The organism is Bryobacter aggregatus MPL3 (assembly GCF_000702445.1).
Lineage (GTDB): Bacteria > Acidobacteriota > Terriglobia > Bryobacterales > Bryobacteraceae > Bryobacter > Bryobacter aggregatus.
In genome coordinates this window covers 1,050,371-1,068,718 of record NZ_JNIF01000004.1, presented here as the reverse complement: position 1 = coordinate 1,068,718, position 18,348 = coordinate 1,050,371, and the positions used below count along the sequence as shown (strand labels likewise).

Here is an 18,348-nt window from a genome sequence, read left to right as displayed (position 1 = left end):
AAATCAATGAAAAACTGTTCCTGCTATTGCGACAGGGGCGGCCTGGAGTGGGCCACCCCTGTCGTACCGAAGACATAAATCAAGCCCAGAACTTCAGGTATGGCTTGCCCTTGGCCATCCGTTCCACCAGAAGGGCAAGCTCCCGCAGATGATAGTCGCCCCACATGCAGCTCTCGCCGCAAGGCACTTTACGGCCCGCCGGAACATGATCCCAATTGTTCGGACGGTGATACACCGAGTGCAAAAGCAAACCCTGGTGCGTGGCATCGGTGGAGAGATAGGGCTCGTCGAGCAAAGTCCGCAGAATATTCAGACCGGCATTTACATAATTCGACTCCTTCAAATGCACACCCAGCCGGATCAAGCCCTGTGCCCCGATGGCCGCTGCCGAGGAATCCACCGGTTCCCAGTCATTAAACGGCTCCGCCGGACGATCCAGATAGTCGCCCAAACGATGCAGGTTCGGCGCACCGGTATCCCAGTAAGGAACTCCGCAAGTCGGCGTCTGTTCCAGATAGAAGTCGCAGGTTGCCCGGGCGGCTCGCAGCATCGTTGCCTTCGCGCCTTCAAGTCCTGTCTCGGTCAAGGTCTCGAAAAACTCCAGTTGTTCTGCAAACCCGCACATCGCCCAAGCCAGACCACGAGTCCAGGTGGTAAACGGCGAATAGCCCTGTTGCGAACTCGGGCATCGGAAGTTGCCGTCATTGCGATTGAAGATGCTCTCATGGACCGTCCGTCCTCGCAGGTCCCAGGTGTCGCGGCCTTCGCCATAGTAGACGCTGTACTTCGCGGTCGCTTCAGCGTGTTCGATCAAGCGGTCCAGGAGTGAGATGCGCTTGTCGTTTTCGGCGGTCAGCACATGGCCCAGCCGATGCCCGACGGATAAGGCGCGCAGCGAGCGGATCGTATCGACAAACAAAGAGTGTGGCCCATTAAAGGAATAGATGTATCCCCCGCCGCCGGCGATCGTGGACCAGCGTGCCGCCTGCACCGCACCAGACGCCTTGAGCGCGAACTCGTAGAAGTTCTTCTCCCACTCGTTGTAGGCTGTCCGGCCTTCCACCATCAACCGCAACAGATTCCCATAGGTGCTGACATTGTTGAAGCCGTGATCATGAACTCCGATATGGGTCACATGAGGAGCCATCAAGTCGAGCGTATGCTTGCGGCCCGATTCGAGAAACTCTGGATCTCCCGTCGCATCGAATTGCAGAATCGACGCTCCAAACTGGAAGCCCTGGGTCCATTCCGTCCAACCACGAGAGGTGTACTTACCTTCGATGGTGAATACGGGCGAACCCTTTGCGGGCTCCCAGTCCGCATCGAGGCTCGCAATCTTTGCGGCAGATACCTGCCACATGCGTTCAATTGAGGGGAGAAGGGAGGCAGCTGTAATTGCCGGATCAACTTTGACCATGAACTTTATAGAATAGACGACGGAGCCCTTTCCGGAGTCCTATGATGAAACCAATTGTTGGTCTATTCGCGCTCGCAGGTCTTCTCCTGGCGCAACCTTCGCAGCCGCCCCTTGACGACCAGGCGCGTTTGCAATGGTTCCAAGACGCAAAGTTTGGGATCTTCGTCCATTGGGGCGCCTACTCTGTCATTGGCCGTCATGAATGGGCACGCCACCGTTTCCAGATTCCGCAGGCGGACTATGACGTCTACGCCCGCCAGTTCAACCCCGTTCGTTTCAATGCCGACCAGTGGACCAGCCTCTTTGAACGGGCAGGGGCAAAATACGTTGTCATCACCTCAAAGCACCATGACGGTTTCGGCATTTGGCGCTCGAAGGTAAGCGACTACGATATTGAAATCACTCCCTATCCCGGCGATCCGCTCAAGGATCTGGCCAAGGCCGCTCCCAGGCATAACCTCCGTCTTGGCTTCTACCACTCGATCATGGACTGGCATCACCCCGCCTACCGTCCACGCCGCGCCTGGGAATCGAAAGACCCCAATGCAGGCGGCGACAACAATGCCTATGTCGACTACATGAAGGCCCAACTCCGCGAACTCCTCACCGGCTATGGCGATGTCGCCGTCCTCTGGTTTGACGGCGAATGGGAGCACACCTTGGCGAATCTGAAACGCGATGACGAGATCTACAGCTACATCCGCATGCTGCAACCGAACACGCTCATCAACGACCGCCTGTATGAGCGCAAACCCGGAAGCCGTGCCGACTTCGGAACGCCTGAACAGTTCGTGCCCGCTACCGGGATCAAGTCGCCTGATGGCAAAGATGCGCTCTGGGAGAGTTGCGTCACGGTGAACATGGATAGCTGGGGCTACAACAAGTACGAGACGAACTTCAAAACCGAGCGCGACCTCATCCGTATGTTGGTCGAAGTTGTCAGCAAAGGCGGCAACCTCCTGCTCAATATCGGGCCGAAGCCCGACGGTAGCATCCAGCAGGAGTTTGTCACTCGCCTCGAAGCGATGGGCGATTGGCTGCAGGTCAACGGAGAATCCATCTATGGCACCAAGGCCAGCCCCTTCTCCCGCCTTCCCTTTTTTGGGCGCGCCACACAAAAGGATGCAAACCTCTACCTCCAGGTTTTTGCCTGGCCCGAAGATGGTCAATTACGCGTTCCCGGCTTGAAGAATCTTGTCCACTCCGCCTATCTCTTGGCAGACCCGAAGAAGACTCCACTCAGTTGGCGTCGCGATGGAGCGGATATTCTGATCGGAGTTCCCAAGCTGGCGCCCGACGATCGGGTGAGCGTTGTCGCGCTCCGCCTGGACAGCCCTCCGCTCGTCGAGCCCTTCCTCATCCGCCCGGATGTCCAAGGCAATCTCAGCCTGGGCGTTGCAGCAAGCGAGATCGAGACCCGCTTTGAACAGCGGGCAAAGAAAGAGAACGCGCTCGGTCACGTTTTTCTCACCAACTGGACCCGTCCCGATGACATTCCCACTTGGAACTTTGAAATCCCCAAAGCTGGGGCCTATCGTGTCGAAGTGAGTTACGGCGCAACCCGGACCGGTAAGGATAAGGATTATGTAGTGAGCGTAGGCGGCACCAGTGTCAACGGCAAGATTGTGGAGACCGGCGGCGAATGGGTCTTCCACGCCCAACGTCTTGGCGTGCTTCATCTTGCCAAAGGAGCCCATAGCCTCCAAGTGAAAAGTGCAGGCACACAGGGGCTGGACGGTGTCACCTTGGAACGTGTTCTACTGGTGCCGGTGATATGAAAACAATCTGCGCCCTGCTCATCGCGGTCCTCTTGCTGTCTTGTGAAAAGCGGCATGCCCAATCTGGTGCTGTGGTGACCACAGAGAAAAAGGCGAGCGCGACAAAGGCTGAGATGCTCCGCGCCGAGATCGATATGGCGGCGGGCGAGCTCAGCATCGAAGGTGGCGGGAAAGATGAGGTCGCGGCTGTCTTCCATACCGGTGCGGAAGATCCAGTGCCTAACTTTAAGTTTGACAACACCAGCTTTCGAGCCCGCCTGGTGATCGACCAACGCAAGTCAGACAGCCTGACTGGCGAGAATCGCTGGGAACTGAGTCTTCCGAACAACCTCTCTACCGACCTTTTCGTGAACATGGGCGCTGGCGAGGCCAAGTTGCGTCTGGGTTCTCTCGATCTGCGAAACGTCTCTCTCTCGATCGGCGCAGGCAAAGTAAGCGCCGATTTTCTTGGCATCCCGAAGCGGGATTACGACGTGAAGATCCGCGGCGGTATCGGCGAGTGTGAAGTGATCCTGCCGCGCGAAGTGGGCATTCGAGCAGAAGCGCGAGGTGGCATCGGCAGTATCGATGTCCAAGGACTCGAACGCAGGAATGGCGCTTATGAGAACTCCGAGTTCCAGAACGCGAAGGTTAAGATCCGTCTCGATGTTCAAGGCGGGATTGGCGAGATTCGGATTCGCACTCGATAATTTTTTCTCCTCGCTGTCGAGACTGCGTATACTCACTCGTCGTTGCTAGCAAAGGAGGGAATTCACATCCCTATGAAGTACATGCTTCTCATTTATGAAGATCAGGCCGCCTATGCGACCAGTTCCGAGGAACAACAACACGCACTCTTTGCTTCTTATATGAAGTTCACCGAGGAACTGCGAGCCTCCGGCCGTCTAGTGGCGGGAGATGCACTCCAGCCCTCGATGACGGCTACCACGGTGCGGGTGGAGAACAGTAAGCGCGTCAGTACAGACGGCCCTTATGCCGAGACCAAGGAACAACTGGCCGGCTATTACATCGTTCAGGTGAAAGACATCGAGGAAGCGACTGCGATTGCTGATGAGATCTGCCGCCTGCACACCTGGAATCGGGTGGCGCTCGAAGTCCGTCCGGTGATGGAAATCGGAGGCGAGTGAGCTCGGGCATTCTCGAAGCTGTCTATGTGGAAGAGCGTGGACGAATTCTCGCCACGCTCATCCGCATGGCGCGCAACTTTGAGGATGCCGAAGAAGCTTTGCAGGACGCTGTCACCAAATGGCCGCGGGATAGCGTTCCGCAGAATCCGGGAGCCTGGTTGCTCACCGTCGCCAAGAATAGTCTGATCGATCGACGACGCGTCGACGCAAGGCGCCGCGAACTCCGCGCGCTCATTGTCGACACGCAAGCAGACGAAGAGTTGCCCGACGATGTCCTGCGTCTGATCTTTTTGTGCTGCCACCCGGTGCTGTCGCCCGAGGCGCAAATCGCACTCACGCTTCGCACTCTGGGTGGTCTTGAGACAGTGGAGATTGCCCGCGCTTTTCTGGTGCCCGAGCCGACGATGGCCCAGCGACTGGTGCGAGCCAAGCGCAAGATCGCCGAAGCGGGCGTGCCCTATCGCATTCCAACCAACCAAGAACTGCCGGAGCGTGTCGATAGCGTTCTGGGCGTCATCTACCTGATCTTCAACGAAGGGCATGTGGCCCGTGCCGGTGATGCGCTGCTGCGCGTTGAACTATGTACGGAGGCGATTCGGCTTGCCACTCTGCTGAATTCCTGGCTGCCGCAACGGGCCGAGGTGGAAGGTCTGTTGGCGCTCCTGATTTTGAGCCATTCGAGACGTGATGCAAGGACGAAGCCAGATGGATCTCTCGTCACACTCGAGCTACAGGACCGGAGTCTTTGGAAGCGGACGGAGATCGAGCAGGGGACCAGGCTGGTGGAAACGGCGCTCCGCCGGAAGTCGTTAGGCCCCTACCAGGTGCAGGCTGCGATCGCCGCGCTCCATTCCGAGGCAGCGACAGCCGCCCAGACCGACTGGCTGCAGATCGCAAGTCTCTATGTCGAACTGCTCCGTTTTGATGCAAGCCCCGTCGTTCGCCTGAACCACGCAGTGGCCTGCGGCTATGCCGGAAGCTGGCAGATGGCGATCGGGTTGATCCAAGCCATTGTGGGCTTGGAAGAGTATTACCCTTATTACGCGGCAAAAGCACAAGCACTGCAACGCCTCGGCCGCCAAGCCGAATCGCGCGTTGCCTTGGAGCGAGCCATCCGTCTCACGCAAAACCGGGCAGAGCGCGAGTACTTATCGAGGATGATGAGGAGTAGTGAGTAGAGAGCTGCAAAAAATCGCCGAACGTGTCGTGGCCTGCACCGCCTGTCCGCGGCTGATCGAGTATTGCCAGGAAGTCGCCCGGGTGAAACGGCGCGCTTATCGGGACGAGGAGTATTGGGGCAAACCAGTGCCCGGCTTTGGCGATCCGAATGCGAGGCTGCTGATTGTTGGTCTCGCGCCGGCCGCGCATGGGGCGAATCGCACAGGCCGGATGTTCACCGGCGACCGCAGTGGCGACTTCCTCTTCCGCGCCATGTATGAGACCGGCTTTGCCTCGCAGCCGGAAGGCAAGCATCGCAACGATGGCCTGGAACTGATCGACGCCTATCTCGCGGCATCGGGCCGTTGTGCCCCGCCAGACAATAAACCGCTCCCGGAAGAACTCGCGAGATGCCGGCATTTCTTGATCGAAGAAATGGCGGCGCTCAAAAACATTCGTGCCGTGTTGTGTTTGGGGCAGATCGCGCTTGATTCCTACACGCGCGCCATTGCAAGCAAGCGTCTCGCCTTTGGCCACGGTCTGGTGCACGACCTCACGCCAACCGTGCTCTGCTCCTATCACCCCAGCCAGCAGAATACACAGACAGGGCGGCTGACCATGCCCATGTTTCAGGACATCTTCGTCAAAGCAAGCCAAGTGATCCATACGCCGGCCACAAAGCCTCCGAGCGCATAGAGCCAGGGCGACAGTGGTTGGGGCGGGAGGACCGGGAGCGGTTCCGGTTCCGGCAATTCCCGGGCCTTCAGCGAGATGGCATAGCTACCCTTGGGAATTTCAAGAATCCAGGCGTCATTTGCCCCTTCCCCCTGGTAGTACTCCACTAGCTTGGCGCGCAAGCGGGAGGTCTGCACGCGCACGGTGGAATCCTGTCTTGGGTCGAAATTCTCAGCCTTGTTAAAAACTGCGGCGGCAATGGCTGCTTCGCGGATCGGCTCTCCCGGATGTTCGGTCGATTGGCGAACTAAATAGCTCAGTAAATTCCGCAACGACTCGGCACCGGCGATCGGAGGAGAAGAGCTGATTTTCTGTAATGTTTCGAGGACGTAAGTCTCAGTGGCATGGAGCCCGTCGGTCATCTCCGACTAGTCTACGCTAAGGATGTGATGCCTCTTTTTCTGCTGCTTCTGACGATCGCACAGTTCGTCAGTCCCCAAGCTCCTGTTCGCTACAGCTACAAGGTGATAAACAGTTTTCCCCATGACCGGAATGCCTTCACACAAGGCCTGGAATTCAAAGATGGAATCTTTTATGAGGGCACCGGACTGAACAATCGATCGAGTGTCCGGCGGGTCAACCCGAGCACGGGCGAAGTCCTCCAGAAAGTGGATGTCCCGGGACAATACTTCGGCGAAGGCATCACCGTGATCGATGACCGGATTCTCGAACTCACCTGGAAGAACGAAGAGGGCTTCATCTACAACCGCAAGACGCTGAAGCAAATTGGCAAGTTCAAGTATTCCGGAGAAGGTTGGGGCTTGGCAAACGACGGCAAGCAGATCTATATGAGCGATGGGTCTGCGAATATCCGGATCCTCGATCCCAAGACGCTCCAGGAGATACGCCGCATCACGGTGAAGAACGCCGGTCGGCCGATCGATCAGATCAACGAACTGGAATACATCGATGGTGAGATCTGGGCGAATGTCTGGCAGACCGATTTCATCCTCCGCATCTCTCCGAAAGACGGACAGATCACCGGCATTATTGATCTCACTGGAATCTTAAAAGACACCAATGGCACCGACGTTCTGAACGGCATCGCCTGGGATGCGGTGGGCAAACGTCTTTTCGTCACCGGCAAACTGTGGCCGAAGATTTTCCAAATTGAGTTGGTGAAGGGACGCTAGTGTTTGACGAAATCCGCCGTTTTGTGAAGAAGATTCCGAAAGGGAAAGTGGCAACTTATGGGCAAGTGGCCGTGGCGGCAGGCTTCCCGCGAGCCTCCCGCCAGGTGGCCTGGTCGCTGAAAACTTTCGATCCGACGCTCCCTTGGCAGCGGGTGGTGGGCAAGGGAGGTAAGATCCTTTTACGGGGTGCGGGTGGAGTAGAACAAGTACAGCGCCTCGAAGCAGAAGGAGTTGTCGTGCACGGCACTCGCATTGATCTCAAACGCTTCGGCTGCATCTTGCTGCTCGCGATGGTGCTGCAGGGCGCGGACCTAAAGGAAGAAGCGCTCGTTGCCAAGCGGCGCAGTTATTGGGCATTCCAGAAACCGGTGCGTAGTGAGATCCCGGCCGGTGTGCATCCCATCGATTTTCTTGAAGCGGCCAAGCGTCCGAAGCTGGAACGGCGTGCGCTCCTCCGCCGGTTGAGCCTGGACTTAACAGGGTTGCCGCCACAAATCGACGGCCCTTACGAACAGATCCTCGACCGGTTGATGGCGACTCCGCGCTATGGCGAACGATGGGCGTCGAAGTGGCTCGATGTCGTGCGCTATGCCGATACGAATGGTTATGAGTTGGATGTCGAACGCGAACAGTCCTGGCGCTATCGCGACTATGTGATTCGCGCTTTCAATGCAGACAAGCCTTATCGCGATTTTCTGCGCGAGCAACTCGCGGGGGATGAGCTGTATCCCGGCGAGGCCGATCCTCTGATTGCAACCGGATTTCTACGTGCCGGGCCACGGCATGTCGTGGGCGGCAACCAGGACGAAGAACAGAACCGGCAAGAAGACCTGATCGAGATGACCCACGGCATCTCCTCTGCCTTTCTGGGCATGACCGTAGGGTGTGCCCGCTGCCATAATCACAAATTCGACCCGATCCTGCAGACCGATTACTACCGTCTGCAGGCGGTGCTGGCCTCCACGCAGTTCCGCCAAGTGCAACTGGCAGATGGCGATACGATGCTGGCCGTGGATCGGCTCCTCGCACGCCATCAGGCACGCCTGAAGCCGATTCTGGATGAGCTGGCTGCGATCGAGAAGCCTTATCGCGAGCAGTTCAAGCGAGACAAGAAGAAGACTTTAGAGCCACAGTTCCAAGCGGTGCTCAATCTCGATCCGGGCCAGCTCAATGACGAACAGAAGCGCCTCCGTAAAGATGCCGAGAAACAACTGACGCCAACCTGGGATGAAGTGGTTGCGCTGATTCCTCCTGCCTTAAAGGCAAAACGGGCAAGCTTGCGCAAGCGGATGCATGAGCTTGCTTACGATGAGCCAGCGGCGGCGCCCCAAGCTTATGCAGCTTTCACCGTGGACGCGGCCTTGCCCACGCATGTCCTGAAGGTGGGGGACCCTAAGTTCAAGTTGCAGACCGTTGAGGCTGGGCTGCCGCTGGTGCTGGCGAAAGACCTTGGCAATCTATCCCCAGACCCACACGGACGCCGGGCTGCACTCGCCAATTGGCTGGCTTCTCCCGATCATCCGCTCACGGCGCGGGTGATGGTGAATCGGATTTGGCAGTTCCGCATGGGGAAGGGAATTGTCGCAACGCCGAATGATTTCGGGGCTCTGGGAGCCCGTCCAACGAACCTGAAGCTTCTCGACTGGCTCGCCACCGAATTCATTGCGAGTGGCTGGAGCGTGAAACACATCGATCGACTGATCCTGACCAGTGCCGTCTACCAGCAACAGGCCGAGCAACGCCGCCGGATGGATTCCGACATGCTGCGCGACTCGATTCTCGCCACCAGCGGCAAGCTGAATCTGAAGATGTATGGCAAGCCAGTGAAGACTCCGATTGAGCCGGAAGTCTATGACCTGATCTTTACCGAAGGCGAGCCGGACAACCTTTGGCCCTTGCCCAAGGACAAGACGGAGATGGATCGCCGTTCGATCTATGTCCTAAATAAACGCACCGTCCGCTTGCCCATGATGACGAACTTCGACCAGCCGGACGCGATGTCGAGTTGTCCGGAACGATCGACGTCCACTCATGCTTTGCAGAGCCTTTCGATGATGAACAGCGACTTCATCCAGGAACAGGCAAAGGCCTTTGCCGTGCGGATCAAAGGCGATCCGGTGGGACAAGCTTATCGGATTGCGCTCTTCCGGGAAGCAACGGCCGCAGAGCGGCAACAGGCTCAAAACTTCTTTCAGAAAGGGGGAACGGTTGAGGATTTCGCCTTGGCCATGTTGAATCGTAATGACTTTCTCTATCTCCCGTAGAAATATCCTGCGTGCCTCGGCGAATGGCTTTGGAGCTGTTGCCGCGGAATGGCTGCTACAGCGTCAAGCCTTTGCGGCCAAGCCCCCGCATTTTGCGCCGAAGGCGAAGAGCGTCATCTTTCTGTTCATGGTGGGCGCTCCCTCCAGCATGGATACCTTCGATCCAAAACCATCGCTCAAGAAATATGAAGGACAGCCTTTGCCAGCTAGTTTTGGCAAGGTAGGTGGACAGTTTACCGATGGTTCGAATCCATTGCTGGCCTCGCCGTGGGAGTTTCAGCGTTATGGCCAGTCGGGGATTCCAGTATCTTCGTTGTATCCGCATCTTGCCCAGTGCGTTGATGACATCTGCTTTGTCCGCAGCTTCTACACCGAGAGCGTGGTGCATGCGCCTGCCATGTATCAGGTGCATACCGGGCGGATTCTGATGGGCTGGCCGAGCATGGGCTCCTGGGTGACCTATGGGCTGGGAAGTGAAACAGACAATCTGCCGGCCTATGTGGTGATGCCACAGCCGGAAGGCACACCCGAGGGAGGGACGCCCTGCTGGGGCTCCGGTTTTCTGCCGGCTGTTCATCAAGGCACCCTGTTACGTAGCGGCGCAAGCCCCATCTTGAATCTGAAGCCACCTGCTGGAGTGACGCCGGAGAAGCAACGCCGGACGCTGGATTTGCTGCAACAGATGAACGCAATGGATGCCACGCCGCAAGACCAGGAGATGGCGGCGCGTATCGCGAGTTATGAACTCGCCTTCAAGATGCAAACCAGTGCCCCTGAGGCAGTGGACATCTCAAAGGAGCCAGAGCATATTCGCAAGATGTATGGCATTGACCAGAAGCGCACCGTCGACTTTGGCATGCGCTGTCTGCTGGCCCGGCGGATGGTGGAACGCGGGGTTCGTTTTGTCCAACTTTATTCCGGCGGTGGCCCGGTCAGTATGCAGTGGGATGCCCATAGTCATCTGAAGGCGAATCATGAGAAGATGTGCGGCCTCACCGATCAACCAGTGGCCGCATTGCTGCAGGACTTGAAGCAGCGCGGACTTCTCGATACGACGCTCGTCATCTGGGGCAGTGAGTTTGGCCGCTTGCCGACTTCAGAAAGTGGCAATGGCCGCGACCACAATCCGCATGGATACACGATGTGGTTCGCGGGCGGCGGCGTCAAAGGCGGTCGCATCATCGGGGAGACCGATGAGTTCGGCCTGCGTGGCGTGGGCCAACGCTATCACATGAGGGACTTCCACGCGACGATTCTCGAGTTGCTCGGCATGGACCAGAACCGGCTCTGGTATCTGCACAACGGGCGCCACGAGAAGCTTACCGATTTCGGTGGAACGGCGATCAAAGAAGTCTTTACTTAGCTACTTGATGCGGAGCATGCGATTCTCGCTCCACTCAAAGACCGCGTAGTCGTTGCCGGTGGGTTTGTCCTTCAGGTTCGGATTGGTGAGACAGACAATCTCCAGTGACGGATCACGATAGAGCAGCCTCGAAGCAAAGGTGCTGGCCCAGTGTTCGTGAGCGAGGAAAGGTTCGCGGAGAAAGCGAATCTGGCTTCCAGGCGGCAGTGTGGGCGCGGCGACTTTGAGTTCCCGGTAGAAGTTGGTGATGTTGCCGTACTCGACATCGGCTCCACTGAGGTCAGACTTCGCTGGTACCCAGAGGAACATCGCCGCAAAGAGAAGTGCGGCACACAAGAGCCTTAGTTTTTCCTTGGGGATGAGGAGGAGCAGACAAGGCAGGCTCAGCGCGAGACCGGCGCAAGCAATGTAGACGCCTTCGAGACCGCGGTCGGGGACGAAGGCGAGGGGCAGGATGCCGATCGGGAAAACCAATGCGGCGAAGGTCGACATTCGGGTTCGCAGCAGGAAGGGCGTGGCGGCGACCAGGGGCGCGGCCCAGAGCGGCAGTGCCTCCCACAGGATCAATCCACTCAAGTAGCCGCGGAAGCGTTCCAGGTAGACCGAGAGCTTGTAGTCCGGCTTGTACAAACCGATGGACGAGATGCCATTCAGCCCGTAGACCCGGCCGAAGATGAAGGCCAATGTGATCCCGCCGAAGAGCGCGAAGACCTTCCAATCGATGCGGCGGTGCCAGAGGAAGTCATAGAGCACGAGGAAGACCGGTAGCACGACCACACTCTCCTTCGCGTTGAGACCAAGGATGTAGAGGAGGGCTGTTGCAGGCAAGACCCATGGCTTGTCACGAAACTCGACAAAACAGGCCAGTCCCGCATAGACGAAGGTGAAAGCGAGGATCTCGTAGATCGTGCCGGTGTTCAGGTAAAGGAAGGGCCAATTGTAGTGATAGCTGGCAATGGCAGTGGCTGTGAGGCCAAAGGCGAGGCTTCCGCTGAGCTTCGTTGCCAGGTGGCCGAGGAGGAACGCGTTGAGGATGAGGATGCTGCTAACCACCAGCCGCCACGGCCAGATGTTCAGGTCGGAATACTGGAATCCGATCTTGTAGAGAACCTGGCCGAGAGGTCTGAATTGGTTGCTGGGCTTCCAGAAGGTGACGATGTCCCGGAGCGTAGTGGACCACGAGTTCTCGAAGGCCCGGTAGCAGTTCATGAGGTCGTCATGGGTCCAGTTCGCCTGCATGCTGACCGGAGCTTTGGTTTTGAAATAGAAAAGAACTGCGATCGTCCAGCATAGGAGAATCACAATTCGCTGTCTAGTGGAGTAAGTTTCGTTCAAAGAACTGTACCATCGCTTCGTTCAAATGGAAGCGGGCCGGGCCGGTGACGCCGTGGCTTTTCTGGGGATAGATCAGGAGGTCAAATTGCTTGTCGGCCCGTTCGAGGGCATCGGTCATCTGTAGCATGTTTTGGAACAGAACATTATCATCGCCGATGTTGTGGACAAGCAGGAGTTTGCCTTCGAGATTCTTTGCCTTGTGGACAGGTGAAGATTCGCGATAGCCCTTCTCGTTCTCTTGCGGGGTGCCGAGATAACGTTCTGTATAGATGGTGTCATAGAGCAGCCAGTTGGTGACGGGTGCACCGCTGATTCCAGCCTTGATCAGTTTGGGCTCGCTCAGCATGGTGTTCAGCGTCATGTAGCCGCCGTAGCTCCAGCCGGACATGCCAACGCGTGCGGAATCGACAAAGCCCAGGCCCACCAGATACTCGATTCCAGCCTTCTGGTCCTGTACTTCAATCTCTCCAAACTTGCGATAGAGCTTTGCTTCCCAGAGATGGCCGCGGCCGGCGCTGCCACGATTGTCCACCTGCCAGATGACGAAGCCTTTGTGTGCGAGGACCTGGTCAAGGTTGGCTGCTGTGGTCCAGGCGTTGCGAACGCTCTGGGCGTGTGGGCCGCCGTAAACCATCACGATGGCCGGATACTTTTTCCGGGGATCAAAGTTCTTCGGCTTGATCAGGCGTGCGTCGAGCGTCGCTCCATCCTTGGTTTTGAAGTGGAGGAACTCAGTGGGCAGGATGTCGTATTCGTCGATGGAGGTGCGATCGCTTGGTTTTAACTCTTCAAGATTGGAGCCGTCGCTCGCGTGCAGCGTCTGGCGAGTTGGGACGGTAATCGAGGAATAGGTGTCGGTGTAGAAGCCGGCAGCCGGACTCATCGAGATGATGTGCGTGCCTGGCTCGGTGGTCAGCTTGCGCTTGTTCTTGCCGTCGAAGCCAATGACATAGAGATGGCGTTCGAGAGGACTGACTTCGGTGGACGTGTAGTAGACAAGTTTCTTCTCCCAGTTGACTCCGGCAACGCTGGTGACTTCCCAATCGCCTTTGGTCAGTTGTCCAAGCTCCTTGCCCTCATAGCCAAGCAGATAGAGGTGGCGGGTGCCGGACTTCTCGCTTGCCCAGAGAATCTCTTTTCGCTCCGGGTTCAGCCGGGTCATCGAATTGACGTTGATCCAGTACGGGTCGGTCTCGCCGAAAGCTTTACGCACCTGGCGTGTTTCCCAATTTGCAGCGAGGAACTCGAGCTTGTCCTGGACACGCGACATGCGTTGCACGCTGACTTCAGAAGGATTGAGCCAGTCGACACGAGCGAGGAGATGGTCGCGTGTTTCTCCAAGATCCATCCAGCGGGATTTCACCGTTTCGAGATCCACCACACCCAGGCGGACGTCTGCATTGGGCGTGCCTGCTTGCGGGTAGCGTTGGGGTTCGGCCACCGCTGGAATCTTCAGCAGGTCGGCCTGCGGGTAGATCATCTCTTTCGAGATATCGAACTGGAGATAGGCAATGCGGGCGCTATCGGGACTCCACCAATAAGCCGTATTGAGGTCGAGCTCCTCCGGATATACCCAATTCAGCTTGCCGTTGAGCAGGGTTTCACTGCCGTCCCGGGTGAGCCGGGTGACTTTCCCAGAGGCAATGTCCTGGAAGTACAAGTCATTCTCGATGCGGTAGCTGACGCGCTTGCCATTGGGGCTGAGCTTCGCATCGGCCTCGACAGCTTCCGTCTTGGTCAGTTGCTTTACGGTTCCGTCTTTCGCAGTAATCCAGAACAGATCCCCACCTTCGGCGATGAGCAGCGCGCTGCTGTCAGGGGCCCACTGGACGTGCTGTTCGGTGACGCGACGGTTCTGCCAACCAAAGGCTCCTTCGGGGCGAGAGTCCTTTACGGCCATCGCCGTGAGGTCGCTGAGCCGCGCAAAGAGAGGCCGGCTCTGTTTGGTACGGCAATCGTAGAGATGCAAGCCCCCATTGCGCAGGTAAGCAAACTCAGAGCCGTTGGGCGCCCAGATGGGAGCGAAGAGCGCGGTAGCTGTGGGACGTTGTTTGAGCGTGTCTAAAGTGATCGGCTTCTTCTGTGCGAGGAGCGAAAGACTGACAAGCAGACTGAGAAAGAGAGTGCGTCGAAGGGTCATCGATAACATATAGTTTGCACTAAGCATGGAAATACATTTTTGGGGCGCCACACGTACGGTAACCGGTTCAATGCATGAGATCCAGCATGCGGGAAAACGGCTTCTTTTAGATTGCGGACTCTTCCAGGGGAGGCGTAGCGAGGCACGAGACCGCAACTGTTGCTTCCCCTTTTCTGCAAGCGCGGTCGATCAGGTTGTGCTGTCGCACGCGCATATTGACCATTCTGGAAATCTCCCGAATCTCGTGAAGCAGGGATTTCGGGGGCCGATCCATGCGACGGCAGCGACGCAGGATCTCTGCCGGGCGATGCTCGCCGATAGCGCCTATCTGCAGGAGCGCGACGCTGACTTTTTGAACCGTCGCCGTGACCGCCGCAAGCGGCTGATGCCGAACTATCAAGAACAGTTGGTGGAGCCGCTCTACACGAGTGTCGACGCGGAGAATACCTTTCCGCTCTTTGCTCCGCTTCCCATGAATGGGAGCCTGGACCTCGGCGACGGCTTGACCGTCGAGACCGTGGAGGCGGGCCATATGCTGGGCAGTGTTTGTATGCGGCTCACTGATGGTAAGGTGCGGCTGGGCTTCTCAGGCGATATCGGCCGCAAGAACCTGCCCATCATTCGCGACCCGCAGGAGATGCTGGCCTGCGACTACCTGATCATGGAATCCACTTACGGAGACCGGTTCCATCAGGATGAAGGCGCCGTGCTCGATAAGCTCGCCGATGTGGTGAACCGGACGGCCGCCCGTGGCGGAAAGATTGTTGTGCCTTCGTTTGCCGTGGGCCGCACGCAGCAGTTGGTGCTGCTCTTGAATCAGCTGGCGCAGGCGGACCGGATTCCGAATATTCCGATCTTCGTCGATTCGCCGCTGGCCGTGAACGTGACGCAGACCTTCCGCAAGTTCAGCAACCTCTTTGATGCTGAGACGGCCAAGATGCTGGCTGGCGATGCGAAAGGCGACGTGTTTGGCTTCTCCCGTTTGCGCTACATCAAGGATGTCGCCGACTCGAAGGCGCTGAACGACATTCGAGGACCCTTCATTGTGATTTCCGCCAGCGGTATGTGCGAGGCCGGGCGTGTGGTTCATCATCTGCGCAACACGATTGCCGATCCTAGAAACACCGTACTGATTACAGGCTTCCAGGCTGAGAACACCCTAGGACGTAAGATTCTCGACAAATGGCCGGAAGTGCCGATCTTTGGAGACATGATCCGGCTGCGGGCGGAAGTCGCCAAGATCAATGAACTTTCGGGGCACGCCGATCAGCGGGAGCTCCTGGAATGGCTGCAGCCGATCGCCAAGGGATTGAAGAAGATCTTCCTCGTGCATGGCGAATCGAAACAGCAAGAGGTGCTCCAGAAGGTAATCCAAGAGGCCTATGGCGTGGAAGTGGTGATCGCGAACCGCGGGAATATTTTCCGCCTCGATTAGGCGGAAGCCGCCAAGGCGATGTTGACGCTCTCGTTGAAACTGTATCCGAAGCCGCGAACGCTTCGGATATAGTTGGGAGCGGTGGCATCGGCCTCAATCTTTTGCCGCAGGCGCAGGATGTAAACATCAACGGTGCGATCGGTGACGGCGCGGTCATGGCCCCAAACGGCATCGAGGAGTTGTTCGCGAGAGAAGACAACACCGGGCCGGGACATCAGGAACTCGAGCAACCGGAACTCCGTGGCCGTCAGTTGCAGGTCGGTGTTGGCCAGCTTGACACGGCAGGAAGTGCGGTCGAGCTCCAATTCGGCAGATTTCAGGACCTTGGTCACGGTCTGCTGGCCACGGAAGTGGACCTTGACCCGGGCGATGAGCTCGCGCACGAAGAAAGGCTTGACGATGTAATCGTTGGCGCCGAGTTCAAGCCCCAGAATTCGATCGGTTTCACTCGCCCGTGCGGTGAGGAAAATCACAGGAATGTGGGCCAGTTCGGGATGGGAGCGGATGCCCTTGCAGATGTCGAGGCCATCGGAATCGGGCAGCATGATGTCGAGCAAGATCAGATCGGGCTTCTCGCGACGGCAGAGGTCAATGGCGCCTTTTCCGGTCTGGGAGCCAACCAGACCGAAGCCTTCCTTCTCGAGGTTGTACTTCAACAACGAGAAGAGGTCCGCGTCATCTTCGATCAAAACAATCTTTTTCATGCGTTATGCCTACTGTGACGATTTTCGCTAAAGAAGATAGGGATTGCATTGCAATTTCGTTACAAATCAATGAATCGCTGCTTCAGGCGATGATAGAGGGATGTCGAACAAAGGGAAACCGGAATTGTGCCGGATTGGAGTGGCTATCGATGCAGATCTGCTGGAGAGGTTCGACAAGCGAATAGAAAAACGAGGTTACGCCAACCGGTCGGAGGCGTTTCGCGATTTGATTCGTGAAGAGTTGATCGCAGAACATGCCGAATCGCCGACAAAGCCGGTGGTGGGTACGCTAACGCTGATCTACGACCATCATGTTCATACTTTGCATGAAAAGTTAACCGGGATGCAGCATGAGCATCACCATGCGATCATTTCCACCTTGCATGTGCATCTGGATCATGACAACTGCCTTGAGGTGTTGGTCTTACGAGGGAAGAGCGCGGAAGTGCGTTCTATTGCAGACCGGCTGATCAGCATGAAGGGGGTCAAACACGGACGCCTGACCATTACGACCGCAAATGCGGGTGCTTCCGGGATTGCTCCTCACTCGCACTCCTGATAGAGTGCGACTCAGTATGAACCACTTATCGCGACGCGAGTTTGGATGGATGGCAGCGAGTGCAACGGCTTTGTCTGCCGCACCAAACTCGAAGATCCAGGGAGTCCAGCTCGGCGTTATTACGTACAGTTTTCGAGGCAGCAATGACCTCGACGAGATCATCAAGAACATCAGCGACATCGGTTTGAGTGAAGTGGAGTTGATGGCCAATCATGCGGAAAGTGTTGCCGGAGCACCGATGCCTGCGCCGCGTCCTCCGCAAGGACCAAGGCCCAGTGGCCCGCCCACGCCGGAACAACTGGCCGCGATGCGTGCCCGGATGAATGGTCCTGAGGCGCAGAAGGCGCGCGAGGATCTCCGCAAGTGGCGCTTGTCCGCCTCAATGAGTGCATTTCAGCCTGTGAAGAAGAAGTTTTCCGATGCAGGTATTGATTTGCGTCTGCTGTGCTTCAACATGAACGAGAGCTTCACCGATGATGAGTTCGAGTACATGTTCCAGGTGGCCAAGACCTTAGGTGTCAAGGCAATCACCACCAGCACCCAGTTGACCGTGGCAAAGCGCGTAGCGCCTTTTGCGGACAAGCACAAGATTCTGGTGGGTTATCACGGCCATGACAACGTGAAGGACCCCAATGAGTTCTCCACGCTGGAGACCTTTGAAACGGCGATGTCGTATTCCAAGTACAACGGCTTGAATCTCGACATCGGACACTTTGTAGCAGCAAATTCCGACCCCATCGCGCTGATCCGGAAGCATCATCAACGGATCACAAACCTGCATCTGAAAGACCGGAAGAAAGACCATGGCCCGAATACGGTTTGGGGCGAGGGCGACACTCCGATCGGTGCTGTACTGCAGGTGATGAAAAAGGAGAAGTATCCCTTCCCGGCGAATATCGAGTACGAGTATCGCGGGCAGGGCACTCCGGCAGAGGAAGTGGCGAAGTGTTTTGACTTCTGTAAGAAGGCGCTTGCTTAAGCGCTCTTACTTTCCTAATTTCTTCAGCCAGGCCGTGGGAGGGTTCATCGCGAACCAGAGAATCGCGAAGAGCACGAACATGATGAAGCCGACGATGAGATTGCCAATCATGCCTATTCAGATGCAATTGGCGGGCCAACGATTCGGCCTTTAATTTGTATCGGTTGGCGTTGCAATCACGACATGTCGATATTGATATGTCGTGATTGCAACGAGACTTC

At 57.1% G+C, this 18,348-nt stretch carries 16 protein-coding genes; 11 read left to right on the top strand and 5 right to left on the bottom strand.

Features of this window, described 5'->3' with window-relative positions:
• Positions 1-79 precede the first annotated feature (79 nt).
• Positions 80-1,417 (bottom strand): glycoside hydrolase family 88 protein, encoded by a 1,338-nt coding sequence (locus M017_RS0124360; protein ID WP_031500852.1) that lies wholly within the window; start codon positions 1,415-1,417, stop codon positions 80-82.
• A 41-nt stretch (positions 1,418-1,458) separates the two neighbouring features.
• On the opposite strand from M017_RS0124360, the gene M017_RS0124355 reads away from it, so the two are divergent.
• From M017_RS0124355 to M017_RS0124335, 5 genes are all read left to right on the top strand, one after another.
• Positions 1,459-3,195 (top strand): alpha-L-fucosidase, encoded by a 1,737-nt coding sequence (locus M017_RS0124355; protein WP_051670823.1) that lies wholly within the window; start codon positions 1,459-1,461, stop codon positions 3,193-3,195.
• Positions 3,192-3,884 carry a LiaF domain-containing protein gene (locus M017_RS0124350; RefSeq protein WP_031500850.1) on the top strand — a complete coding sequence of 231 codons (693 nt, stop codon included), beginning with the start codon at positions 3,192-3,194 and terminating at the stop codon, positions 3,882-3,884. Before M017_RS0124355 ends, M017_RS0124350 begins: the two co-directional genes overlap by 4 nt.
• Before the next feature lie 72 nt (positions 3,885-3,956).
• Positions 3,957-4,322 carry a YciI family protein gene (locus M017_RS0124345; protein ID WP_031500849.1) on the top strand — a complete coding sequence of 122 codons (366 nt, stop codon included), beginning with the start codon at positions 3,957-3,959 and terminating at the stop codon, positions 4,320-4,322.
• Positions 4,319-5,500: an RNA polymerase sigma factor gene (locus M017_RS0124340; protein WP_031500848.1), complete on the top strand. Its 1,182-nt coding sequence runs from the start codon at positions 4,319-4,321 to the stop codon at positions 5,498-5,500. The genes M017_RS0124345 and M017_RS0124340 overlap by 4 nt, the downstream gene beginning before the upstream one ends.
• Positions 5,493-6,176: a uracil-DNA glycosylase gene (locus M017_RS0124335; RefSeq protein ID WP_031500847.1), complete on the top strand. Its 684-nt coding sequence runs from the start codon at positions 5,493-5,495 to the stop codon at positions 6,174-6,176. The genes M017_RS0124340 and M017_RS0124335 overlap by 8 nt, the downstream gene beginning before the upstream one ends.
• Here M017_RS0124335 and M017_RS0124330 read toward each other — a convergent pair.
• Positions 6,110-6,577 (bottom strand): helix-turn-helix domain-containing protein, encoded by a 468-nt coding sequence (locus tag M017_RS0124330; protein WP_031500846.1) that lies wholly within the window; start codon positions 6,575-6,577, stop codon positions 6,110-6,112. The two genes, M017_RS0124335 and M017_RS0124330, sit on opposite strands and share 67 nt — an antisense overlap.
• A 27-nt stretch (positions 6,578-6,604) precedes the next feature.
• Here M017_RS0124330 and M017_RS0124325 point away from each other — a divergent pair, with 27 nt between their 5' ends.
• The 3 genes from M017_RS0124325 to M017_RS0124315 are packed head-to-tail and all read left to right on the top strand — an operon-like array spanning position 6,605 to position 10,975.
• Positions 6,605-7,348 carry a glutaminyl-peptide cyclotransferase gene (locus M017_RS0124325; protein ID WP_035958818.1) on the top strand — a complete coding sequence of 248 codons (744 nt, stop codon included), beginning with the start codon at positions 6,605-6,607 and terminating at the stop codon, positions 7,346-7,348.
• A complete protein-coding gene (locus tag M017_RS0124320) occupies positions 7,348-9,612 on the top strand; it encodes a DUF1553 domain-containing protein (protein WP_051670822.1) in 2,265 nt (754 codons plus the stop codon). The genes M017_RS0124325 and M017_RS0124320 overlap by 1 nt, the downstream gene beginning before the upstream one ends.
• Positions 9,590-10,975: a DUF1501 domain-containing protein gene (locus M017_RS0124315; RefSeq protein WP_031500843.1), complete on the top strand. Its 1,386-nt coding sequence runs from the start codon at positions 9,590-9,592 to the stop codon at positions 10,973-10,975. The genes M017_RS0124320 and M017_RS0124315 overlap by 23 nt, the downstream gene beginning before the upstream one ends.
• Here M017_RS0124315 and M017_RS0124310 read toward each other — a convergent pair whose 3' ends face one another.
• Together M017_RS0124310 and M017_RS0124305 are read right to left on the bottom strand one after the other, a co-directional pair.
• Positions 10,976-12,277, bottom strand: a complete 1,302-nt coding sequence (locus M017_RS0124310) for a hypothetical protein (RefSeq protein WP_031500842.1) — start codon at positions 12,275-12,277, stop codon at positions 10,976-10,978.
• A gap of 10 nt (positions 12,278-12,287) precedes the next feature.
• The gene (locus M017_RS0124305) at positions 12,288-14,450 is read right to left on the bottom strand and encodes a S9 family peptidase (RefSeq protein ID WP_051670821.1); all 2,163 of its coding nucleotides are present in this window, start codon (positions 14,448-14,450) and stop codon (positions 12,288-12,290) included.
• A 25-nt stretch (positions 14,451-14,475) separates the two neighbouring features.
• Here M017_RS0124305 and M017_RS0124300 point away from each other — a divergent pair, with 25 nt between their 5' ends.
• Positions 14,476-15,885, top strand: a complete 1,410-nt coding sequence (locus M017_RS0124300; RefSeq protein ID WP_031500840.1) for an MBL fold metallo-hydrolase RNA specificity domain-containing protein — start codon at positions 14,476-14,478, stop codon at positions 15,883-15,885.
• Here the strand turns inward: M017_RS0124300 and M017_RS0124295 are convergent.
• Positions 15,882-16,589 (bottom strand): winged helix-turn-helix domain-containing protein, encoded by a 708-nt coding sequence (locus M017_RS0124295; RefSeq protein ID WP_031500839.1) that lies wholly within the window; start codon positions 16,587-16,589, stop codon positions 15,882-15,884. The genes M017_RS0124300 and M017_RS0124295 overlap by 4 nt on opposite strands.
• Positions 16,590-16,689: 100 nt before the next feature.
• Here M017_RS0124295 and nikR point away from each other — a divergent pair, with 100 nt between their 5' ends.
• Entirely contained in the window at positions 16,690-17,148 is a 459-nt protein-coding gene (nikR, locus tag M017_RS0124290; RefSeq protein ID WP_051670820.1) for a nickel-responsive transcriptional regulator NikR, read from the top strand.
• Positions 17,149-17,197: 49 nt separating this feature from the next.
• Entirely contained in the window at positions 17,198-18,127 is a 930-nt protein-coding gene (locus tag M017_RS0124285; RefSeq protein WP_238326033.1) for a sugar phosphate isomerase/epimerase family protein, read from the top strand.
• The last annotated feature ends 221 nt before the right edge of the window (positions 18,128-18,348 follow it).